This is a genomic window from Erythrobacter epiphyticus (genome assembly GCF_034653295.1).
Classification (GTDB): Bacteria; Pseudomonadota; Alphaproteobacteria; order Sphingomonadales; family Sphingomonadaceae; genus Erythrobacter.
In genome coordinates, this window is sequence record NZ_JAYEEU010000009.1 from 170,430 (window position 1) to 191,582 (window position 21,153).

20 protein-coding genes are annotated in these 21,153 nt (G+C 64.1%); 7 read left to right on the forward strand and 13 right to left on the reverse strand.

Annotation, left to right across the window (positions count from 1 at the left end; translation table 11 throughout):
* Nucleotides 1–27 precede the first annotated feature (27 nt).
* The 8 genes from SOQ14_RS11695 to radA all read right to left on the reverse strand — a co-directional run bounded on the left by SOQ14_RS11695 (nt 28) and on the right by radA (nt 8,804).
* Nucleotides 28–1,404 carry a M20/M25/M40 family metallo-hydrolase gene (locus SOQ14_RS11695; RefSeq protein WP_322898298.1) on the reverse strand — a complete coding sequence of 459 codons (1,377 nt, stop codon included), beginning with the start codon at nt 1,402–1,404 and terminating at the stop codon, nt 28–30.
* A 30-nt stretch (nt 1,405–1,434) separates the two neighbouring features.
* On the reverse strand, nt 1,435–2,979 hold the full coding sequence (locus tag SOQ14_RS11700; protein WP_322898299.1) for an aminoacyl--tRNA ligase-related protein: 1,545 nt from the start codon (nt 2,977–2,979) through the stop codon (nt 1,435–1,437).
* A 63-nt stretch (nt 2,980–3,042) separates the two neighbouring features.
* Nucleotides 3,043–3,630 carry a polyhydroxyalkanoate synthesis repressor PhaR gene (phaR, locus tag SOQ14_RS11705; RefSeq protein ID WP_322898300.1) on the reverse strand — a complete coding sequence of 196 codons (588 nt, stop codon included), beginning with the start codon at nt 3,628–3,630 and terminating at the stop codon, nt 3,043–3,045.
* Between the two features lie 75 nt (nt 3,631–3,705).
* Complete coding sequence (locus tag SOQ14_RS11710) at nt 3,706–4,758, reverse strand: alanine racemase (protein WP_322898301.1); 1,053 nt, start codon at nt 4,756–4,758, stop codon at nt 3,706–3,708.
* Complete coding sequence (locus SOQ14_RS11715; RefSeq protein ID WP_322898302.1) at nt 4,751–6,382, reverse strand: MFS transporter; 1,632 nt, start codon at nt 6,380–6,382, stop codon at nt 4,751–4,753. Before SOQ14_RS11715 ends, SOQ14_RS11710 begins: the two co-directional genes overlap by 8 nt.
* A gap of 55 nt (nt 6,383–6,437) precedes the next feature.
* The gene (locus SOQ14_RS11720) at nt 6,438–6,860 is read right to left on the reverse strand and encodes an iron-sulfur cluster assembly scaffold protein (protein ID WP_322898303.1); all 423 of its coding nucleotides are present in this window, start codon (nt 6,858–6,860) and stop codon (nt 6,438–6,440) included.
* Between the two features lie 13 nt (nt 6,861–6,873).
* Entirely contained in the window at nt 6,874–7,425 is a 552-nt protein-coding gene (locus SOQ14_RS11725) for a CvpA family protein (protein ID WP_322898304.1), read from the reverse strand.
* Nucleotides 7,426–7,436: 11 nt separating this feature from the next.
* Entirely contained in the window at nt 7,437–8,804 is a 1,368-nt protein-coding gene (gene radA, locus SOQ14_RS11730; RefSeq protein ID WP_322898305.1) for a DNA repair protein RadA, read from the reverse strand.
* A gap of 69 nt (nt 8,805–8,873) precedes the next feature.
* Here radA and SOQ14_RS11735 point away from each other — a divergent pair, with 69 nt between their 5' ends.
* The gene (locus tag SOQ14_RS11735) at nt 8,874–11,198 is read left to right on the forward strand and encodes a patatin-like protein (protein ID WP_322898306.1); all 2,325 of its coding nucleotides are present in this window, start codon (nt 8,874–8,876) and stop codon (nt 11,196–11,198) included.
* Here the strand turns inward: SOQ14_RS11735 and dnaJ are convergent, their stop codons facing one another.
* Together dnaJ and dnaK are read right to left on the reverse strand one after the other, a co-directional pair.
* Nucleotides 11,199–12,356: a molecular chaperone DnaJ gene (gene dnaJ, locus SOQ14_RS11740; protein WP_322898307.1), complete on the reverse strand. Its 1,158-nt coding sequence runs from the start codon at nt 12,354–12,356 to the stop codon at nt 11,199–11,201.
* Nucleotides 12,357–12,488: 132 nt separating this feature from the next.
* On the reverse strand, nt 12,489–14,414 hold the full coding sequence (dnaK, locus tag SOQ14_RS11745) for a molecular chaperone DnaK (protein ID WP_322898308.1): 1,926 nt from the start codon (nt 14,412–14,414) through the stop codon (nt 12,489–12,491).
* Nucleotides 14,415–14,591: 177 nt separating this feature from the next.
* On the opposite strand from dnaK, the gene SOQ14_RS11750 reads away from it, so the two are divergent.
* Both SOQ14_RS11750 and SOQ14_RS11755 read left to right on the forward strand, forming a co-directional pair.
* A complete protein-coding gene (locus SOQ14_RS11750; RefSeq protein ID WP_322898309.1) occupies nt 14,592–15,113 on the forward strand; it encodes a copper chaperone PCu(A)C in 522 nt (173 codons plus the stop codon).
* A gap of 101 nt (nt 15,114–15,214) precedes the next feature.
* Nucleotides 15,215–15,643: a vgr related protein gene (locus SOQ14_RS11755; protein WP_322898567.1), complete on the forward strand. Its 429-nt coding sequence runs from the start codon at nt 15,215–15,217 to the stop codon at nt 15,641–15,643.
* Nucleotides 15,644–15,649: 6 nt separating this feature from the next.
* Here SOQ14_RS11755 and SOQ14_RS11760 read toward each other — a convergent pair whose 3' ends face one another.
* The 3 genes from SOQ14_RS11760 to hrcA all read right to left on the reverse strand — a co-directional run bounded on the left by SOQ14_RS11760 (nt 15,650) and on the right by hrcA (nt 17,678).
* A complete protein-coding gene (locus tag SOQ14_RS11760; RefSeq protein WP_322898310.1) occupies nt 15,650–15,910 on the reverse strand; it encodes a hypothetical protein in 261 nt (86 codons plus the stop codon).
* A 141-nt stretch (nt 15,911–16,051) separates the two neighbouring features.
* Nucleotides 16,052–16,603 carry a nucleotide exchange factor GrpE gene (locus SOQ14_RS11765; RefSeq protein ID WP_322898311.1) on the reverse strand — a complete coding sequence of 184 codons (552 nt, stop codon included), beginning with the start codon at nt 16,601–16,603 and terminating at the stop codon, nt 16,052–16,054.
* A 31-nt stretch (nt 16,604–16,634) separates the two neighbouring features.
* Entirely contained in the window at nt 16,635–17,678 is a 1,044-nt protein-coding gene (gene hrcA / locus SOQ14_RS11770; protein ID WP_322898312.1) for a heat-inducible transcriptional repressor HrcA, read from the reverse strand.
* Between the two features lie 78 nt (nt 17,679–17,756).
* Between hrcA and rph the strand changes: the two genes are divergently transcribed.
* From rph to SOQ14_RS11790, 4 genes are read left to right on the forward strand one after another with little or no spacing between them, the layout of a single operon-like run.
* Complete coding sequence (gene rph / locus SOQ14_RS11775) at nt 17,757–18,470, forward strand: ribonuclease PH (RefSeq protein ID WP_322898313.1); 714 nt, start codon at nt 17,757–17,759, stop codon at nt 18,468–18,470.
* Nucleotides 18,467–19,096, forward strand: coding sequence for an RdgB/HAM1 family non-canonical purine NTP pyrophosphatase (rdgB, locus tag SOQ14_RS11780; protein ID WP_322898314.1), 630 nt, complete (start codon nt 18,467–18,469; stop codon nt 19,094–19,096). The genes rph and rdgB overlap by 4 nt, the downstream gene beginning before the upstream one ends.
* Before the next feature lie 9 nt (nt 19,097–19,105).
* Complete coding sequence (hemW, locus tag SOQ14_RS11785) at nt 19,106–20,251, forward strand: radical SAM family heme chaperone HemW (protein WP_322898315.1); 1,146 nt, start codon at nt 19,106–19,108, stop codon at nt 20,249–20,251.
* Nucleotides 20,248–21,147: a tyrosine recombinase XerC gene (locus SOQ14_RS11790; protein ID WP_322898316.1), complete on the forward strand. Its 900-nt coding sequence runs from the start codon at nt 20,248–20,250 to the stop codon at nt 21,145–21,147. Before hemW ends, SOQ14_RS11790 begins: the two co-directional genes overlap by 4 nt.
* The last annotated feature ends 6 nt before the right edge of the window (nt 21,148–21,153 follow it).

Genomic DNA, 21,153 nt, shown 5'->3' on the forward strand with positions numbered 1-21,153 from the left:
GTCGGCCAAGTCCGAGGCGAACCGACTTCACTTCCCCACCGGCTCGAACGCCCCGGCAGGAACGGCGCTGGCGATGGGCGAACAGGCATTTTCGTCCCGCGCACTGGCGCAGGTCTGGATGCCATAGATCCAGTCATCCCCGCGTTGCTTGACGATAAAGGAAAATTGGCGGCCTTCCGCCGCCGCCTTGTCGCTGGCCGCTTGCGGACCGTCGATATACTTTACGCCAAGCATCTCGCCCCAATAGGGCTGATCGGTCCGCCGGGCGAAGATGGTATAGATCCCCGCGCCCGGCACGGCCTTCCACGTCAGTTCGGTATCGGTCCGCACCGCGGCATCAACGCTTACCTTGGGGGGCATCGGCGCATGCGCCAGCATATCGAGCGCGCGCACATTCAGCTGCGTCACCTTGGCGAGGTAGGCGAAATCCATTTCATCGATGGTGTCACCATAGAACACGCCGTTTTCGGTGCGCAGATCCTGATGCTGGTGGTCGTAGTCCTCGACCCCGACCGAAAAGCGGATCGCGGGATAGCCCTTCTGGAGGAACGGCACCTGATCTCCGCCGCGTCCCATGCGATCGGTGCGCCAGATCTGCCGCACTTGCAGGCCGTCCTTTTGCCTGGCGGCAAGTTCGGCCACCCAGCGCGACAGATTGCGGCCGGGCGAGTCATTCTCGCCCCCGAACCGCGTCTGCGCCGCGCGCAGGCGATCGGTCAGATCCGCGCGCGGGCCTTCGGAAAAGACACGCACAACCTTGGGCTCGCAATAGCCGTCACTCCCGCAGGAATTGCCGACGATGTCGTTGTTGAGCACGGCCTTCACGGTGAAGCCCTGCGCCTCGGCCCAGTTGGCAAGGATCTGCCCGCCGTGAAGCCCCTGCTCCTCCCCCGAAAGCAGCGCGTAGATGATGGTCGTGGGGTATTTCGTTCCGCTGAGCACCCGCGCCGCTTCGAGCACCAGCGCGGTGCCCGAACCATCATCATTCGCACCCGGCGCATCCGAGGTGGCATCCATCACATCGGACACGCGACTGTCGATATGGCCCTGCACGATCACGACTTCGTTCGGGCGCAGGGTTCCTCGCTGGATCGCGACGGCATTGCGCACGAGCGTGGGGGTCGGAATGCGCGGCCCGGTGACGGTTTCGCCCACAGGCAGCACTTCAAGGCAATTGCCGCAGTTTGCACCAATGCGGCGGAATTCATCGAGGCCCCAGTTCACCGCCGCGCCGATCCCGCGCTTGGGATCATCCTGCACCGAAAGGGTGTGGCGCGTGCCGAAGCTCACAAGCTTTTCGACATCGCGCTTCAGGCGCTCCTCTGAGACGCTGTCCGCAGGGTGGCTTTGCGCAGCGAGCGGAGCGGAAAGCAGCGCGGCGAGCATCAGGGCATGTTTGATCATGCCCTCTAGTGACGCGCGCCGCGCGCCAGATCAATAGGCGCGCGCGATCAGGATGCGTTCGCTGGCCGGTTCGCCGGTGAATATGCAGGTGCCGCTCGCCGGCGCGGCATCAATCGGCACATTGCGGATGGTGAGCTTGGCCGCCTTGAGCTTCTCGACCACCGCTTCGAGCGCTGCGCCCGTCGGCTTGGCCCATTCGGCCTCGACCCAGCCCGGATACTTGCCGCCGTTCTCGAAGTGATCGACCACCACCTGCCATGCCGTCACCCCGCGGGTGATATTGGCATCGCGCCGCGCACGGGCTTCTTCGAACAGCGCGCGCTGGATGGTTTCGAGCAGGACGCCAGCTTCAGCGATAAAGGCGCTGTGCGCAGGATAGGTGAAAGCGGGCTTGCCGCTCGCCTCGTTCCACAGCTGGTCGCGGCGCAGCACGGCAAGCTTGCCCTCGGCCATGTCGCGCGGGCCGACTTCGATGATCAGCGGCGCGCCCTTGCGCACCCAGTCCCAGCGCTTGGCCGCGGCCTTGCCCGGCTTGGTGTCGAGCAGCACGCGAACGCGCTCACCCAGCGCCGTTTGCCTCGCGAGCGCGGCGCGGACTTGCTCGCAATAGGCGATTAGCTCCGCATCCTCTGGCGCTTCGCGCAGCATCGGAATGATCACGATCTGATGCGGTGCGATGGCGGGTGGCACCCGCAGTCCATCATCATCGCCGTGGGTCATGATGACGCCGCCAATCAGCCGGGTCGATGTGCCCCAGCTGGTGGTGTGGCAATATTGCTGGCTGCCTTCGCGATCCTGATACTGGATACCCGAAGCATGGGCGAAATTGGTGCCAAGATAATGCGAGGTGCCTGCTTGCAGCGCCTTGCCATCCTGCATCATCGCTTCGATCGACCAGGTTTCCACCGCGCCGGGGAAGCGCTCGTTCTCGGGCTTCTCGCCCGCGATCACCGGCAGCGCGAGATCATCCTCGGCGCAGGCGCGATACATTTCGAGCGCGCGGTGGGTTTCGGCCAGCGCATCTTCGCGGGTCTCGTGGGCGGTATGGCCTTCCTGCCAAAGGAATTCGCTGGTGCGCAGGAACATCCGCGTGCGCATTTCCCAGCGCACCACATTGGCCCACTGGTTGGTGAGCAGCGGCAGGTCGCGCCAGCTTTGCACCCAGCGCGCCATGGCATCGCCGATGATCGTTTCCGAGGTCGGCCGAACCACCAGCGGCTCTTCCAGCTTGGCTTCGGGATCGGGGATCAGCCCGCCCTTGCCATCGGCAATCAGCCGGTGATGGGTGACAACCGCCATCTCCTTGGCAAAGCCTTCGACATGCTCGGCCTCGCGGGTGAAATTGGCGAGCGGGATGAACAGCGGGAAATAGCAATTCTGCACGCCCGCAGCCTTGATGCGATCATCCATGAGGCGCTGGATGCGCTCCCAGATGCCGTAGCCCCACGGCTTGATCACCATGCAGCCGCGCACGCCGGATTCCTCGGCGAGATCAGCGGCGGCAATCACCTCTTGATACCATTTGGCAAAGTCGTCTTCGCGCTTGACGGTGAGCGCGTGGCGGATCTGGGACACGGGTATGGCTTCCTGAACTGTCATGGCGGCAGCAGTGCCGCCGGGTGCGCGCGCGCTTTCTCGTTATTTACCGAGTTCGTCCAGCTTCTTTTGCATCGCGGCCATCTGTTCGCGCAGGGCCGCAATCTCATCGCTCGACGCCGCTGGCGGGCTCGCGGGCTTTTTCTCGGCAGGCTTGCTGCTGACCGCGCCGGGCAGGAACACCTCGGCCGCCGCGCGCATCATCGCCATATTGGTTTCGTGGATCGCGGCAAAGGGCGTCGCGCTGATGCCCTTTTCAAAGGCTTCTCGGATCTTTGACTGGTTCTCGCGGAAATTGGCCATGCTGGCTTCGAGATAGGACGGCATCATCGCCTGCATCGAATTGCCATACATGCCGATGAGCTGGCGCAAGAAGCTGACCGGGAGCATCTGCTGCCCGCCATTGGCTTCTTCATCCATGATGATCTGGGTCAGGATCGAATGGGTGATGTCATCCCCGGTCTTGGCATCAAGCACCTGGAATTCGACATTCTCGCGCACCATCCCGGCCAAGTCTTCAAGCGTAATGTAGCTCGAAGAAGCGGTGTTATAGAGCCTGCGGTTGGCGTATTTCTTGATGATGACCGAAGCGCCGTCCTGAGCAGCAGCCTCACGTGCTTTGCGTGACATGATGTGTTCCTGATCCCTCGAGCGCCAAGGCTTAGCATCTGCAATATGTGCAGCGCAATATCAGCGCGGGAATTGTCAGGATTGGCGCAGGCGGCTCCCGATCGTCGTCAGCAATTCATATTGCGAAAGAACGCTTTGCTGCGCAGCGTCAGGCAAGGCGAAGGGCACTTCGACCCAGTCGCCCGTCACCAGATCGGGCGCGGCGGTGCAATCGACCACCACCATATCCATCGAGACCTTGCCGAGGATCGGCAGCCGCGCATCGCCGAACATCAGGGCATTGCCCGGCCCGCGGCAGCGCAGGAAGCCATCGGCATAGCCGAGCGAGACGGCTGCAACCTCCAGCGGTGCGGTGGCGGTGAAGGTGGCGTTGTAGCCGACGCTCTCCCCCGCCGCGAGCCGCCGCCGCTGGATCACGGCAGCCTCGATTCGCGCGACCTGGCGGATCGTGCCCGCAAGCTCTGCGCGCGGCACCCCGCCATAAAGCGCAAGCCCGGGGCGCGTGACATCAAAGGCATAGTCCGCGCCGAGAGCAATCCCCGCGCTGTTGGCAAGGCTCTTGCGCTGGTGCGGGATCTGCGTCGCCGCTGCGTGCAGGGCTGCCAGTTGGCGCGCATTCATCGCGCTATCTTCATCCGCGCTGGCAAGATGGCTCATCAGCAGATCAATATGCAACCCGGCAATCGCGGGATCGCCGGCCTCGTCGCGGCCGATCCCGATGCGGTTGATCCCGGTATCGACCATCAGGTGGCACAGCCCGCCACCTGCCGCATGCCAGAGCCGCGCCTGATCAAGCGAATTGATCACCGGGATCACGCCGCTCGCTGCGGCATAGGACGCATCGGCCGCGTTCAAAGGCCCATGCAGCACGGCAATCTGCTGCGGCGGGACATGGGCGAGCGCGGCTGCCACCTCGCTCCAATGGGCGACGAAGAATTGCGTGCAACCGGCATCGCGCAGCGCGGGCAGGCAGTTGGCGAGACCAAGGCCATAGCAATCCGCTTTGATTGCCGCGCCAGCCCGGGCATTGCCGGACAGCGCATCAAGCGCCCGCCAGTTGGCAGCCAGTGCGTCCTTGTCCACCACCAGCCTCAATGAGGGGGGCGGCGGGGCCAGCGCATCAATCATCCGCGAAATCTTTCGGTGGCCCCCACGGAATGCCCCACCAGGCGACCGCAAGGCCGAAGGCGACCACCGCCCATGTATACCACAGGCCCGCGTAGATATTCCCCGTGCTCGCCACGATCACGCCTGCGATCAGCGGCAGGAAGCCGCCGAGATAACCCGCCCCGATATGATAGGGGATCGACATCGAGGAATAGCGGATCTTGGGCGGGAACATCTCCGACAGCAGCGCGGCCACCGAACCATAGGTCAATGCCGAGAGCATCCCGAGCAGCAGCAGGATCGCCACGATCCCGACCAGATTGGCGAGACCGGGCTTCTGCTTGCTGAAATCAAACCCGAATTGCCCCAGCGCAGCATGGATGCCTTCGCGCCGCGCGGCGCCGCTTTCGAGCCAAGCCGGAGCAATCGCAATCGGCGTGCCACCGGCGGAAAGTGTCAGGGCGTCACCCGGCGTCAACGTGTAGGGCACGCCCGAGGCTGTCAGCGTTTCAAGGATCTTGCCGCAATCGGATTGTTCACGCTTGAACAGCTCGGCGAAAGGATCGGTCACGCATTGCGGTCCGCTGACCGTGATCGGCGTGGCCTGCGCGGCGCGCTCTAGCGCGGGATTGGCGAGCGCGCCCAGCCCCCAGAACGCCGGGAACAGCAACACCAGCGTGGCAAGCGCGCCAATGATGATAGGCAGCTTGCGCCCGACCCGGTCCGACCATTTGCCGATGATCAGATAGAAACTCATCGCGATCAGGCCGGACACCAACAGGATCAGTTCGACCACCTGATCATCGAGATGCATCGGTCCGCGCAGGAAGCTCATCCCCGAAAAGAACGCGGTGTACCAGATCGTCGTCAGGATGCCGGTGATGCCAAACAGCGCGACAAAGATGCGCTTGGGATTGCCGGGATAGGTGAAGCTTTCGACAAAGGGGTTGCCCGCCGTCTCGCCCGCTTCCTTCATCGCGCGGAACACCGGGCTTTCCGACAGCTTGAGCCGCATCCACAGCGAGATCGCGAGCAGGATCAGCGACAGCAGGAACGGCACGCGCCAGCCCCAGGCGGCAAATTCATCCGCCGGGATCAGGAAGCGGCAGGCCAGCACCACGATGATCGAGAGCACGAACCCGCCTGCTACGCTCGCCTGGATGAAGCTGGTGTAAAAACCCCGCTTTTCCGGCGGCGCGTGTTCGGCGACATAGATCGCCGCGCCGCCATATTCGCCGCCGAGCGCGAGCCCTTGCAGCACCCGCAGGATGATCACGATGATCGGGGCGGCAATCCCGATGCTGGCGACCGTCGGGATAAAGCCGACCCCGGCCGTTGCGATCCCCATCAGGGTTACAGTGACGAGGAAGGTGTATTTGCGGCCCAGCTTGTCGCCGAGAAACCCGAACAGGATGGCGCCGATCGGGCGGAAGGCAAAGCCCACGGCAAAGGTCGACCAGACCAGCAGCAGCCCCAGCGTATCATTATCAACGTCGTAGAACGCATCCTTGAGGATGTAGGCCAGCGTGCCGTAAATGAAGAAATCATACCATTCGAAGATGGTGCCCGCGCTTGATGCGCCGATCACCAACCGGATTTCCTGCTCGCTCGGCTGTCGCGCGGCGAGCGCTTCGGCTTCTGCCATATCCCTCAAACCCCTTGGCCCGCACTGCGAACGGGCATCTCTTGTGCCAAAGCCCCTAGCGCCTTGCTTCGGCGCTGCAAAGCGCCTCAACCGCCGCCGTCCACGGCAAGAGCAGCGCGCCGTGTCGCCCCTTGTGTGGCAAGGCGGGCGCGAGCAGACTGATCTGCGGCCATTCCGGCAAGTCCCCCTCGCCCGCCAGCCAATCCTTCAAGTCTTGATGAACCGCCCGAACATCATCATCGCTGCGCCCGATCAGACCTTGCGCCATGATCGCCGCCGAGGCCTGCCCGATGGCGCAGGCTGAAACCTGCATCCCCACCGCCTCGATCAGCCCTGCCGCGTCCTGCGTCAGGCCCAGCGTGATGACACTGCCGCAGGTGCGTGAACGGGTCGTGGTGCGGTGGTCCAGCCTGTCGGTCAGCGGGAAATCGGCCAGCGCAGTCGCCAGGGCGAGGATCGGCGGCGTATAAAGCGTCACATGATGTCTCGGGTCATCGACCTTTGGCCGCCTTGCCAGCGGCAGCATCGCGGGCCTCTTCGGCCGAGCGCAGCTCTTCGCGCTTGGCGGAAATCAGCGGCACCAGTTCACGCGAAAAGGTATCAACCGCCGGATAGCTGCGCGCCGTGACTATCCATACCGGGCGGCCGCGATAGCCCCAGGTGTCATGATAGCCGATCATCAGCATCGCAAAGGCGAAGACCCCGATCAGCACACCTTTGACCGTGCCAAAGCCGAACCCCAGCACGCGGTCCACCGGCCCGATGACGCCGCCTTCAGGCGCTTCGCTGACATTGGTCACGATCACTTTCATCGCGGCATAAGGAACCAGCAGCAGCAAGGAAAAGCCGAGCAACGCGCTCGTCATCTCAGCATTGAGATAGGTCTGCAACATGCTCGTCAGCGGGGTATGGAGATAGTGGATCGCAAAGGCCGCGAGGAACCACGCGGCAAGCGAGAACACCTCCTGCGCCAAGCCACGCATGAAGCCGCCGATCCCGGCAACCGCAATCACGAACAGCAGAATGAGATCCAGACCGGCCATAGCGCCTTGGATTATGCGCTGGCCATCACCTGGTCAACGAGGTTCGCAAGCGCTGGCAGGGCACGATAGGAAATCTCGCCCGTCCCTTGCTGGGTGCCGGCAGGGCCATAGCCGCGCGCAAACCCCAGCTTGCCCGCTTCGCGCAGGCGCAGCCCGGCATGGGCAACCGGGCGGATTTCCCCGGCGAGGCTGATCTCGCCAAACCATGCCGATTTGTCAGGCAAGGGCCTGTCCGCCAAGGCCGAAACCAGCGCGGCTGCCACGGCGAGATCGGCCGCAGGATCGGTCAGACGGTAGCCACCGGCAATATTGAGATAGACTTCGGCCGAAGAGAAATTGAGCCCGCAGCGCGATTCCAGCACCGCGAGCAGCATGGCCAGTCGTCCGCTATCCCATCCCACCACTGCGCGGCGCGGGGTCGCGCCCGATTGCAGCCGCACGATCAGCGCCTGAATTTCGACCAACACCGGTCTTGTGCCTTCAAGCGCCGGGAACACCGCGCTGCCCGCAAGCGGCGCTTCGCGACCCGAGAGGAACAGCAGCGAGGGATTGGCGACTTCCTCCAGCCCTTCGGCGGCCATCGCAAACACCCCGATTTCGTCGACTGCGCCAAAACGGTTCTTGAGCGCGCGCAGGATACGATACTGGTGGCTTCGCTCGCCTTCGAAGCTCATAACCACATCGACCATGTGTTCAAGCACGCGCGGGCCCGCGATCGTGCCATCCTTGGTGACATGGCCGACCAGCACCAGCGCGCAGCCGCTTTCCTTGGCATAGCGGATCAGCTCAAGCGCACAGCCCCGCACCTGGCTGACCGTGCCCGGCGCACCTTCGATGGTGTCGGAATGCATCGTCTGGATCGAATCGATCACCAGCAAGGCCGGTGCAGGCCCCTGCCCCAGCGTTGTCAGGATATCGCGGACCGAGGTTTCCGAGGCGAGCCGGATCGGCGCATCGGCCACGCCCATGCGCGCGGCGCGCAGCCGCACCTGCCCGGCCGCTTCCTCGCCGCTGACATAGACAACATCATTGCCGCCGCGCGCAATCGTCGCCGCGGTCTGGAGCAGCAGGGTGGATTTGCCGATCCCCGGATCGCCGCCCATCAGCACGGCCGAGCCGGGCACCAGCCCGCCGCCCAGCGCGCGATCAAATTCGGCAAGCCCCGTTGACTTGCGCACCGGCAGGGCAACCGGCTGATTGAGCGGTTCGAACGCCACCGCTCGCCCCCCGCGCGAGAGATCATGCTTCTGCGAGAACACCGTCGCCGGGACATCTTCGACCAGCGTGTTCCATTCACCGCAATCAGCACATTGCCCCTGCCAGCGCGGCGAAACCGAACCGCATGATGTGCATACAAAGCGTTTTTTCGTCTTCGCCATGGCCAGTGTTTATCAGAACAGAGTAAGAACGCAATTGCGCTTTGCCCGCTTTGTCGTCAAGCTTGCGAGATGCGGCAGAAAGAACTGCGTCTTGCTCTGGTATGCTATGGTGGGGTGAGCCTTGCGGTCTACATGCACGGCATCACCAAGGAGATCTGGCACCTGGCCCGCGCCAGCCGCGTGTTCCATACGCCCGGCGCTGCGCCGCCTTCGGGTGTGGCAGGTGCCTATCATGCGCTGCTCGCGGATATCGAACACAGCCATGATCTGCGCATGCGGGTGCTCCCCGATATCCTGACGGGGGCGAGCGCGGGCGGGATCAACGCGGTGTTCCTTGCCCAGGCGCTGCATGCGGGGGACAGTCTCGAACCACTCACCGACCTGTGGCTCACCAATGCCGATGTCAGCGAGCTGACCGATCCCGAGGCTGAGCCTTATTGGCGCCATGCCAAGTTCTGGGCGCAGCCGATCGCCGAGTGGTTCCTGAAGCGCCCCGGCAACACGGTGAGCGCGACGGTGGCCCCCGAAACCCGCCGCGAAGTGCGCGAGAAAGTCTCCCATTTCGTGCGGCTACGCTGGTTTGCACCGCCCTTTTCCGGCGCGCGCTTTTCCGCGATGCTGTACGAGGCGCTGACTCATATGGCGCAGCAGGGCGATGGGGTGCCGCTGCTCCCGCCCGGCCATGCGGTAGATCTGGCGGTGACCGCGACGGATTTTCGTGGCCATGCCGAAATGCTGCGGCTTCATTCGCCGGCCATCGTGGCCGAGACCGAACATCGCCTGCCGATCCGCTTTCGCGCCAAGGTGGCCGATACCGCGCAGCCGCACTTGGCGGACAGGCTTGAACTGGTGCTCGCCGCACGCGCCACGGCAAGTTTTCCGGGTGCGTTCCCGCCGCTGATGATCGAGGAGATCGATCAGCTTGCCCTTGCCCAAGGGCAAGAATGGGGATCGCGCATGGCATTCCTCCGCCGCATCATGCCCGAGCATGTCCGTGATGGCACGATTGACAGCGCAGCGCTGATCGATGGGGCGGTGCTCGTCAACGCGCCGTTCGGAGCCGCGCTTGATGCGCTCCACGGAAGATCTGCCAACCGCGAGGTTGACCGGCGCTTTGTCTATATCGACCCGCGCCCCGATCGCAGCCGCGCACCGGCCTTGGGCGAAAGTGCGAGGATCGGCTTCTTCGGCGCGATTTTCGGCGCGCTCTCCACCATCCCGCGCGAACAGCCGATCCGCGATGATCTGGAACGGATCGAACAGCAATCGCGCGATGCGCGGCGCTTGCGCGCCATCGTGCAGGGCATGGAAAGCGAAATCGACGCAGCGGTGGAACGCCTGTTCGGCTACACCTTCTTCCTCGACCGGCCCACGTCCAAGCGGCTCGCCGGATGGCGCGCCAAGGCCCAGACTGCGGCGGCGGCGCAATCTGGCTTTGCCTTTGCCGCTTACACCGCAACCAAGTTCAGCGGGATCATCACACGGCTTGCTCGGCTGACTCATGCCGCAGCGCCCGAGCTTGGGCTGGGCGATGCCTCGCTGATTGCCGATGTGCTGCGCGATGAGTTGGCGTCGCGCGGGCTCGAAGGGTTGACGCAGAGCGGAGGTGCGGCGAGCGCGGAGGCAATCGCCTTTTTCCGCGCGCATGATATCGGCTTCCGTGTCCGGCGGTTGCAATTGCTGACCCAGAAGTTGTCACGCGAATGGCAGACCGATCCGGCGATCCCCGATGAGGCGCGCGATGCCGCCCGCGAGGCGATCTATGCGATCCTTGCGCTTTATTACCGCGCGGATGACAGCGCGATGCTGCGCGATGATTTCCGCGAATTGGCGCGCGGCGTGCTGGAACGGCCCGGTGCGGTGCTCGATTTTCTGGCGCAGGAACGTCTCTTGCCCGAAACCGATCTCCATGCCGAGGCATTGCTCGTCACCGCGTTGGAGGCCATGCCCAAGGAATTGAAGCGGCGGATGCTGCTCACCTATCTCGGTTTTCCTTTTTATGATGTCGCCACCCTGCCGCTGCTGCAGCGCGAAGGGCTCGACGAATTCAACCCGGTGAAGGTTGATCGCATCTCGCCGGAAGATGCGCGCTCGATCCGCGAAGGCGGCACCGCGGCCACTTTGCGGGGGATCGAGTTCTACAACTTCGGGGCCTTTTTCAGCCGCGCCTATCGCGAGAATGATTACCTGTGGGGCCGTTTGCACGGCGCGGAACGCATGGTCGATCTGATCGCCTCCAGCGTGCCCGGCGGACTGCCTCACGCTGCCACAGCGCGGCACAAGCGTGCAGCCTTCCTCGCCATTCTGGACGAGGAAGATCAGGCCGGGCGGCTTGATGCCGGGTTGATCGCAGGATTGCGCGCCGAAGTCCGCGAACGGATGGGCGCAGACTGATTACCCGCCGAAGACATCCTTGAGCTTGTCAAAGAAGCCGCGGCTTTCCGGGCATTCCTCACCCGTTTCGGTGGCCGCGAATTCCTCAAGCAATTCGCGCTGGCGGCGGCTGAGCTTGGTCGGGGTTTCAACGACGATCTCCACCACCAGATCGCCGCGTCCGCGCCCTTGCAGCACCGGCATCCCGGCCCCGCGCTTGCGCAGCTGCTTGCCCGACTGGATCCCGGCGGGAATTTCGATGGTGTTGGTGCCGCCCGCAAGATCGGGAATGTCGACACTGCCGCCAAGTGCGGCGGTGGTGAAGCTGACCGGAACCCGCGTCGCCAATGTGGTGCCTTCGCGCTCGAAGACGGGGTGCGGTTTCACATGCATGAAAATATAGAGATCGCCCGCCGGCGCGCCGCGCTGCCCCGCCTCGCCTTTCCCGGCCAGGCGGATGCGGGTGCCGGTATCGACCCCGGCGGGGATATCGACCTTTAGCTTTTGCAGGCGATCCACCCGCCCCTCGCCGCGGCAATCGCGACAGGGATCCTCGATCACCACGCCGCGCCCGCCGCATGCCGGGCATGGCCGCTCGATCACGAACAGGCCTTGCTTGGCGCGCACCGAACCCATGCCGTTGCACAGGTTGCAGGTGCGCTCGCTCGTACCGGGTGTGGCGCCGCTGCCATCGCAGGTTTCGCAAGCCTGGGAGACTTCGATCTCGATCTCGGTAGTTTTGCCATCGAAGGCTTCTTCGAGCGTGATCTGCATATCATAGCGCAGATCGGCGCCGCGCCGGTTCTGGGCACGCTGCGCGCCCCCACCCCCGCCAAAGGCGCTGCCGAAGATTGTCTCGAAGATATCGCCGATATCGGCAAAGTCGCCGCGCCCGCCTCCGAACCCGCCGCCAAACGGTCCGCCGCCGCCGCCACCATTCATGCCCTGGGTAAAGGCGGCATGGCCAAAGCGATCATAGGCCGCGCGCTTCTGCGGGTCCTTGAGGCAATCATAGGCCTCGTTGATCGCCTTGAACTTGGCCTCGCATTCGGCATCGCCCGGATTGCGATCCGGGTGATATTTCATGGCGAGCTTGCGGTAAGCGCTCTTCAGCGCGTTCCCATCGGCATCGCGGGAGACTTCAAGCGTGGCGTAGTAATCGAGTTGGGCGCTGGACATGGTCTGGGCTGTCTTCCGAACCCTGCCCGTCACCCCCGCTGCGGCCGGGACCCGGACATGCAAGGCGCCGCCTCACACGCTGGGCCCCGACCTATGCCGGAATGACTGGGCAGGTCATCACGAGGGTGGGCCTCAGCCCTTCTTGTCTTCGTCGACTTCGGAGAATTCGGCGTCGACCACGTCTTCCTGCGGCGCGGCGTCTTCGCCCGCACCCGCAGCCGCCGCATCAGCGCCCTGCGCCTGTTCGCGTTCGTAGATCTGCTGGCCCATCTTCATCGCGGCCTGCGTCAGCTCTTGCGCCTTGGCATTGATCGCGTCGGCATCATCACCTTCGAGCGCGGTCTTGGCGGCGGCAACCGCAGCCTCGACTTCGGACTTGGTGGCCGCATCGATCTTGTCGCCATGTTCGGCAAGCTGCTTCTCGGTCGAATGCACGAGGCTATCGGCCTGGTTGCGCGCTTCGGCCATGGCGCGGCGCTTCTTATCTTCCTCGGCGAACTTTTCCGCGTCCTTGACCATCTGATCAATGTCAGCATCGCTGAGGCCGCCCGAAGCCTGGATCTTGATCGTCTGCTCCTTGCCGGTGCCCTTGTCCTTGGCGCTGACCGAGACGATCCCGTTGGCGTCGATATCGAAGGTCACTTCGATCTGCGGCACGCCGCGCGGAGCGGGCGGAATGCCGATCAGGTCGAAATTGCCAAGCAGCTTGTTATCCGCCGCCATCTCGCGCTCGCCCTGGAAGACCTTGATCGTCACCGCGTTCTGGTTGTCTTCGGCGGTCGAATAGGTCTGGGTCTTGCGGGTCGGGATGGTGGTGTTGCGATCGATCATGCGGGTGAACACGCCGCCGAGCGTTTCGATGCCGAGGCTGAGCGGGGTCACGTCGAGCAGGAGCACGTCCTTGACATCGCCCTGCAGCACGCCGGCCTGAATGGCCGCGCCCATGGCGACGACTTCATCGGGGTTTACGCCGGTGTGCGGCTTGGCGCCAAAGAACTGTTCGACGACTTCGCGCACCTTGGGCATGCGGGTCATCCCGCCGACGAGGATCACCTCATCAACCTGATCCTTGGAAATCCCGGCATCGACCAGCGCCTTCTTGCAGGGCTCGAGCGTGCGCTGGATCAGATCGCCGACCATCTTTTCGAGATCGGCGCGGGTGATCGTTTCCACGAGGTGGAGCGGGGTGGTGGCGCCGCCTTCCATGCGGGCGGTGATAAAAGGCAGGTTGATTTCGGTGGTCGCCGACGACGACAGCTCGATCTTGGCCTTTTCCGCTGCTTCCTTGAGCCGCTGGAGCGCGAGCTTGTCGGTCTTGAGATCCATGCCTTCCTTCTTCTTGAAGGTGGCAGCCAGATGCTCGACAATCGCGTTGTCGAAATCTTCCCCGCCAAGGAAGGTGTCGCCGTTGGTCGACTTCACTTCGAACACACCGTCCCCGATTTCGAGGATCGAGATATCGAAGGTGCCGCCGCCAAGGTCATAGACGGCGATGGTCTTGCCATCATCCTTGTCCATCCCATAGGCGAGCGCAGCCGCGGTCGGCTCGTTGATGATGCGCAGCACTTCAAGGCCGGCAATTTGCCCTGCATCCTTGGTCGCCTGACGCTGGGCGTCGTTGAAATAGGCAGGCACGGTGATCACGGCCTGCGTGACGGTTTCGCCGAGATAGCTCTCGGCGGTTTCCTTCATCTTTTGCAGGATGAAGGCGGAAATCTGCGACGGGCTGTAATCTTCGCCCCCCGCATTCACCCAGGCATCGCCATTCTTGCCCTTGGTGATCGTGTAGGGGACGAGTTCCATGTCCTTCTTGGTCAGCGGATCGTCGAAGCGGCGACCGATCAGACGCTTGATCGCGAAGAGGGTGTTGTCGGGGTTGGTGACGGCCTGACGCTTGGCCGGTTGCCCGATCAGCCGTTCCCCATCCTTGGTGAAAGCGACGATCGAGGGCGTGGTGCGCGCGCCTTCGGAATTTTCGATAACCTTGGGTTTGCCCCCGTCCATCACCGCGACGCAGGAATTGGTGGTGCCGAGGTCGATACCGATAACTTTGCCCATAATATCCCATCCATTCATAGGTTTGACACCGCCCCGCGACGCTTCCCGATGATCCGGCAAAGCGCCTCGGCGGCTCGTTTGTGACGCGGATATAGGAGCGGTTTTGCTTGGCACAAGAGATTGCCGCGCCTAGTTGTTGCACCATGCGCTGCGGCGCTTTGAAGGAGAAAGATCGCAATGGTGGAGAGAATGGGACGAAGCCTTGCTGCGCGTATGGGCGGCTTGGGTGCAGCAGGCCTTGCCGCAGCGCTGATGGTCGTGAGCGGCTGTTCCGGCGCGCCGGAACAAGGTGCCGGCACCGAGGCGGCTACGCCAGGGACAGTTGCCGGGCTGACTGTCACCAATGCGCGGCTCGTGCTCAATGCCGTCAAGACCAATCCGGCCGTCGTCTATTTCGATATCGCCTATGAAGGCGACAAGGGCCTCACCATTCGCAAGGCCGATGTCGAAGGTGCGGGCATGACGATGATGCACGACTATGGCGAATATGATTACAAAGTGCAGATGATGGAAGCGCTGCCTGTCGCGCTGAAAAAGGGCACGCAAGTGTCATTCAAGCCGGGCAGCCTGCACCTGATGGCGATGGAGCCGCCCGCGGACTGGGCGCCGGGTGGCAAGGTGAAGGTCACGCTCACCATGTCGGGCGGCACCACCCACAGCTTTGAGGCCGACATCATGGCGCCGGGGGCTGAACGCTGAATTCGCGAGGTTCAACCGATCAGGCTGCGGGCATTGCCCCGGCCTGTCCGGTGGGTGGCAGCCGCGCCTTGACCCATGGTGAGGTGGCGCTGGCACGCGGCATGTTTGGTAATGCGATTGCCTATGCGCAGGTCACGATCCGGCGCCGCACATTCCTGCCGTTTCAGCCGCGCTGGATTACGATGGCGCCGATGGGTCATCTGCACTTTCACCCGCAGGCTGAAGCCTATTGCGATGATTTCGCTGCCGCACCGCTCCATCTGCAAGGCCATTTCATTCACGAGATGGTGCATGTCTGGCAGGCCCAGACGCGCGGGCGCTGGTATCTGCCCCTCGCCCGCCACCCGTTCTGCCGCTATCGCTACACCTTGGTGCCGGGCAAACCGCTTACGGCCTACGGGATCGAACAGCAGGCGATGATCGTGCAGCACGCCTTCATGCTGAGGTCGGGCTTCGCGGTTGAAGGCGCGGCAGGCAGGGCCGCCTATGAAACACTGGTGCGCTTTCCGGGGGCGACCCTGTCCGCCTGATTGTCTTTAACAACGCGCACGGCGTTCGCGCCCACGCCGATCAACGCGGTAGCACTGGCCGTTCTTGCGGATCAAAGCGCCGCCGACCCCGCCAACAGCAGCCCCGACCGCCGCGCCGCGCGCGAGATTGCCGCCGGTTGCAGCCGTCGCGGCCGCGCCCACGGCGGCGCCGCCCAGCGCGCCCTCGCCCGCATAATTGCCTGCACATGCGCCAAGCATCACGGTCGATGCGGCACCGATCACGGCGATTTTCAGACGGTTGGTCATAAGGTCCTCCTTGTTGAAACCATAAAGAATCAACAGGAAAGACCCTCAGTCCGTTCCACCGTCCATCGTGGGTGAGACAGCTTTCACCGCTTCAAAATGAACAAATGTTCAGATTGAGACCGCGCGCGCCTTTTGCCTTGATCAGTCCGGCTTCTTCGCCACCGCCACCATCGCCGCGCGCAGCAAGCGATCCTTGATCATCCAGCCCGCCTGCAATTCCTGCACGATGGTGCCGGGCTCGGCATCATCCGAGGGGACTTCGATCATCGCCTGATGCTGATTGGGATCAAGCGGCAGGCCGGTCGCGGCAATGCGCGTGATCCCGTGGCTGGCGAAAACCTTTTCGAGTTCGCGCTGGGTCGCCTCAATGCCGAACACCAGCCCTTTCATCGCCTCGTCTTCGCGCAAGGAATCGGGAATTGCGGCAATCGCGCGCTGGAGATTGTCGGCCACGCTCAGGATATCGCGGGCAAAGCCGGTTGCGGCATAGGCGCGCGCTTCGTCCTTCTCGCGCTCCAGACGGCGGCGCACGTTCTGGGTTTCGGCCTGCGCATAAAGCACATCCTGCTTGGCGGCCTCGAGATCGCGGCGCAGCGCATCCAACGCCTCTTCGACGCTGTCCTCTGCGCCTTCTTCGGTGGTGTTCACATCTTCCTGTGCCGCTTCATCCAGCGGCTTGTCATTATCGATCATGGTGTCTGGTTTCCGACCTGAAATTACGGTTTCATGCAATCAGCTTGCCCAGCGAACGGGCTGTCAGATCCACCATGGGGACGACGCGCGCGTAATTCAACCGCGTTGGCCCGATAACACCCAGCACACCGACCACGCGCCCCTCGCGATCGCGATAGGGAGAGGCAATCACCGAAGAACCTGACAGCGCGAACAGGCGGTTTTCCGAACCGATGAAAATCCGGGTGGCCTCGGCCTCGCGCGCCGAATCAAGCAGCTCGGCCACTGATTGCTTGTTCTCGAGATCCTCAAGCAGCATCCGCACGCGTTCAATATCGCCGAGCGCGGCTTCGTCGAGCAGATTGGCCGCGCCGCGCACGATCAGCACCGGACGCGCGGCGGCATCGGCGCTCCACACCGCCAACCCCCGTTCCACCAGATCGCGGCTGGCATCATCCAGCTGCGAACGGCCTGCCGCGATTTCGGTGCGCATCATCTGTGCGGCCTCGGCCAGGGTTCGCCCCGCGAGCCGCGCCGTGATGTAATTCGAGGCCCGATCAAGCGCGCCGGGGCTCAACGCGCCGCCAATCGTGACGATGCGATTTTCCACCCCGCCATCCTCGCCGACGAGCACCGCGAGCGCCCGGCCCTGCCCGAGATCGACAAGGCTGAACTGCGCCAGACGCTGTTCGCGCGGGGCAATCATCACCATGCCCGCCGCGCCTGAAAGATCGGACAGGATCGCACTCGCCTGCGCCAGTGCCGCTTCGACCGGGCCGGCTTCGGCAAGCCGCGCTTCGATCGCGGCGCGTTCCTGCACGGTCGGCTCGGCGACACGCATCATGCCATCGACAAAGATCCGCAGGCCCGCATCGGTCGGCAAACGCCCGGCGCTGGTGTGCGGCGCCGCCAGCAGGCCGAGCGATTCGAGATCAGCCAGCACCGAGCGGATCGAGGCGGGCGAGAGATTGAGCGTGCCATCCGCCGCCAGCGTTTTCGATCCGACCGGCTGTCCGCTGTCGATGTAACCTTCCACAACGCGGCGGAAGATTTCACGCGCGCGATCGGTCAATTCGGTGATGGGGACAGAGGCCATGGCGCTATTCTTAGTGTTTGCGCTTGCCGCGGCAAGTGGCCCGCGCCTATTGGCCGCGACACATTAACGGAGACCCCCATGCGCCCTTCAGGACGCGCGCCCGATGAAATGCGCGCCATCGCTATCGAGACCGGCTTTACCAAGCATGCCGAAGGCTCGTGCCTCATCAGCTTTGGCGATACCCGGGTGCTGTGCACCGCCAGCGTTGAACGCAACGTGCCGCCGTGGCTGCGTGGCAAGGGCGAAGGCTGGGTGACCGGGGAATATTCGATGCTCCCGCGCGCCACCCACACCCGCGGCAGCCGTGAAGCCGCCAAAGGCAAGCAATCGGGCCGCACGCAGGAAATCCAGCGGTTGATCGGGCGCAGCTTGCGCGCGGTTGTCGATCTGCAAAAGCTGGGTGAGCGGCAGATCACGCTCGATTGTGATGTGCTGCAAGCCGATGGCGGCACCCGCACCGCGGCGATTTCGGGCGCGTGGATTGCGCTGCGTCTGGCTGTAAACGGCCTGATCGCGGCGGGCGATATCAAGCATGATCCGATCACCGCGCAGGTCGCGGGCATTTCCTGCGGCATCTACAAGGGCACGCCGGTGCTTGATCTCGATTACGACGAGGATTCGAACGCCGAAGCGGATGGCAATTTCGTGCTGCTTTCAGGCGGGCAGATCGCCGAAGTGCAAGCGACCGCCGAAGGCGCAACCTATGACGAGGAAGGCCTGCTGCGCCTCCTGCGCCTCGCCCGGATTGGCTGTGACCGGATCTTTGCTGCGCAGTTGGATGCGGTGAAATGACACGCCGTCTCGGCTCCGGCTCGCTGGTGATTGCAACGCATAATGCGGGCAAGCTCAAGGAAATCGGCGCGCTGCTTAAGCCTTATGGCATGACCTGCATTGCGGCAGGCTCGCTCGGCCTGCCGGAGCCGGCCGAGACGGGCACTACCTTTGCGCAGAATGCCTTGCTGAAAGCACGTGCGGCGGCGGAGGCTTCGGGGCTGGCGGCACTGGCGGATGATAGCGGCCTCAGCGTGGCGGCGCTTGATGGCCGCCCCGGCGTCTACACCGCCGACTGGGCCGAACGGCAATGGTTTGAAGGCGCGCCGGGCCGCGACTGGTACATGGCGATGGGCAAGGTTGAAGGCATGCTCGCCGAGCGTGGGTCGGATGTTGATCGTGCGGCTGCCTTTCACTGTGTGCTGGCGATTGCCTGGCCCGATGGCGAATACGCCATCTACGAAGGCCGCTGCGAGGGCGCGCTTGTCTGGCCGCCGCGCGGCACGATGGGCTTTGGCTATGATCCGGTGTTCGTGCCTGCGGGCGGCAGCAAGACCTTTGCCGAGATCGCGCCGGAAGAAAAGCACGCCATCAGCCACCGCGCCGATGCCTTTGCCAAGCTGGTCGCGGAGCAGTTTGGCCGCTAAGGTGCCACCATGGCCCGCGCGCTCTATATTCACTGGCCGTTCTGCGCCAAGAAATGCCCCTATTGCGATTTCAACTCGCATGTCCGCGCCGGTGTTGATGTCGCCGCGTGGCAGAGCGCCTTGCTTGCCGATATGCAGCATGAGGCGGCGCTGGCCGGCGGCGAGGCGCTTACCTCGATCTTTTTCGGCGGCGGCACTCCTTCGCTGATGCCGCCTGCGCTGGTTGCAGCCTTGCTGGCTGAGGCCGAGCGGCTGTGGGGCTTTGCCGAGGGTATCGAGATCACCCTCGAAGCCAATCCATCCTCGGTCGAGGCGGAGAATTTTGCGGCCTTGGCGGATGCCGGGATCAACCGCGTGTCATTGGGTGTCCAATCCTTCGACGATGCCACCTTGCGCTGGCTTGGCCGGTTGCATGACGGCGAAAGCGCGCGAAAAGCGCTCGAAACGGCGCAAAAGTGCTTCAAACGCGTCAATTTCGACATGATTTATGCGCTGCCCGATCACACGCCCGCGCTCTGGCAGGCGCAACTGGGCGCGGCGCTCGCCTACGGCACCGGGCACATCTCGCTCTACCAGCTCACGATCGAGCCCGGCACACGCTTTGCCAGCGATGTGCGGCGCGGGGTATTTACCCCGCTCGACGATGATGCAGCGGCTGACCTTTTTGCGATCACGCAAGACATGACAGCGGCGGCAGGCCTGCCCGCTTACGAGACAAGCAATCATGCCCGCCCCGGCGAGGCAAGCCGCCATAACCTCACTTATTGGCGCTATCAGGATTATGCCGGGATCGGCCCCGGCGCGCATGGGCGGCGCGGCGGAGTGGCGACAGTGCGGCACAAGAAGCCGGAGAATTTCCTGCGCGCGGTTGCTGAACACGGCCATGGCATCGCCGAGCAGCGCGCCCTGCCCTTGCCCGAACAGGCGGCCGAAGCGCTGTTGATGGGCCTGCGCCTTACCGAAGGGGTCGATCTCGCCACACTTGGCGCGCGCTTTGGCCTTGCCGATCTGGTGGACGAGAGCGCCGTGGCGCGGCTCAGCACGCTCGGCCTGATCTGGCGCAAAGAGGCGACGCTTGGCGTGACGGCGGTCGGACGCCCGCTGCTTGAGGCGCTGTTGGCCGAGATTGTTGCTGATACGCTGGTTGCCGCATGAGCGGGGCGGAGCTTATCACCGCATGGCGCGATCACCTGGCCGATGCGCGGCGGCGCTCTCCCCACACCGTGCGGGCCTATGTCGATGCGGCGCAGCGATTGATCGCCGCACAGGGCCTTGCCGATTGGGCAAGCGTGGCGCGGGTCGAGGCCCATGCCTTGCGCGCGCATCTTGCTCAGCGCCGCGCCGAAGGCCTCGGCAACGCCAGTGCCGCGCGCGAGCTTTCCGCCCTCAAAGCCTTCATTACCTTTGCAAAAGCGCAGGCCGGCGATCCCGAACCTGCCGCGCCGCGCCTGCGTGGCCCACGGCTCAAGAAAGGCCTGCCCCGCCCGGTCACGCCGGATGAGGCGAGCAATCTGGCTGATCTTGTCGATGGCCTCGCGGGTGAGGACTGGGTCGGTGCGCGCGATCGCGCAGTGCTGCTGCTGATGTATGGCTCGGGCTTGCGCATTGCCGAGGCGCTATCGCTCACCGGGCGCGATGCGACGCTCGGCGAGGTGCTGCAAGTGACCGGCAAGGGTGGCAAGCAAAGGGTGGTGCCGGTGCTGCCGATCGTGCGCGCGGCGGTGGCCGAATATGGCGCCGCTTGCCCGTGGCCGCTGGTGCCCGAAGCCCCGCTGTTTCGCGGCGCCAAGGGCGGGCCGCTCTCCCCCGGCATGGTTCAACGCGCGATGGCGCAGGCGCGGCGCGCGCTCGGCCTGCCCGATACGGCCACACCCCATGCGCTGCGCCACTCCTTTGCAACACACCTGTTAAGCGCGGGCGCCGACCTTCGCAGTCTTCAGGAATTGCTGGGCCATGCCTCACTTGGTTCGACCCAGATATACACCAAGGTCGATGCCGCCAGCCTGCTGGCAAATTATCGCGCCGCCCACCCGCGCGCGGCCAAGCGTTAGGCCTGC

Coding starts and splice junctions, on each gene's coding strand:
- dnaJ (WP_322898307.1), bottom strand. CDS start 12,356: ATGTCCAGCGCCCAACTCGATTACTACGCCACGCTTGAAGTCTCCCGC.
- dnaK (WP_322898308.1), bottom strand. CDS start 14,414: ATGGGCAAAGTTATCGGTATCGACCTCGGCACCACCAATTCCTGCGTC.
- hemW (WP_322898315.1), top strand. CDS start 19,106: ATGGCCCGCGCGCTCTATATTCACTGGCCGTTCTGCGCCAAGAAATGC.
- SOQ14_RS11750 (WP_322898309.1), top strand. CDS start 14,592: ATGGTGGAGAGAATGGGACGAAGCCTTGCTGCGCGTATGGGCGGCTTG.
- rph (WP_322898313.1), top strand. CDS start 17,757: ATGCGCCCTTCAGGACGCGCGCCCGATGAAATGCGCGCCATCGCTATC.
- SOQ14_RS11765 (WP_322898311.1), bottom strand. CDS start 16,603: ATGATCGATAATGACAAGCCGCTGGATGAAGCGGCACAGGAAGATGTG.
- radA (WP_322898305.1), bottom strand. CDS start 8,804: ATGGCGAAGACGAAAAAACGCTTTGTATGCACATCATGCGGTTCGGTT.
- SOQ14_RS11710 (WP_322898301.1), bottom strand. CDS start 4,758: ATGATTGATGCGCTGGCCCCGCCGCCCCCCTCATTGAGGCTGGTGGTG.
- rdgB (WP_322898314.1), top strand. CDS start 18,467: ATGACACGCCGTCTCGGCTCCGGCTCGCTGGTGATTGCAACGCATAAT.
- SOQ14_RS11790 (WP_322898316.1), top strand. CDS start 20,248: ATGAGCGGGGCGGAGCTTATCACCGCATGGCGCGATCACCTGGCCGAT.
- SOQ14_RS11695 (WP_322898298.1), bottom strand. CDS start 1,404: ATGATCAAACATGCCCTGATGCTCGCCGCGCTGCTTTCCGCTCCGCTC.
- SOQ14_RS11715 (WP_322898302.1), bottom strand. CDS start 6,382: ATGGCAGAAGCCGAAGCGCTCGCCGCGCGACAGCCGAGCGAGCAGGAA.
- SOQ14_RS11755 (WP_322898567.1), top strand. CDS start 15,215: ATGTTTGGTAATGCGATTGCCTATGCGCAGGTCACGATCCGGCGCCGC.
- hrcA (WP_322898312.1), bottom strand. CDS start 17,678: ATGGCCTCTGTCCCCATCACCGAATTGACCGATCGCGCGCGTGAAATC.
- SOQ14_RS11725 (WP_322898304.1), bottom strand. CDS start 7,425: ATGGCCGGTCTGGATCTCATTCTGCTGTTCGTGATTGCGGTTGCCGGG.
- phaR (WP_322898300.1), bottom strand. CDS start 3,630: ATGTCACGCAAAGCACGTGAGGCTGCTGCTCAGGACGGCGCTTCGGTC.
- SOQ14_RS11760 (WP_322898310.1), bottom strand. CDS start 15,910: ATGACCAACCGTCTGAAAATCGCCGTGATCGGTGCCGCATCGACCGTG.
- SOQ14_RS11735 (WP_322898306.1), top strand. CDS start 8,874: ATGCGGCAGAAAGAACTGCGTCTTGCTCTGGTATGCTATGGTGGGGTG.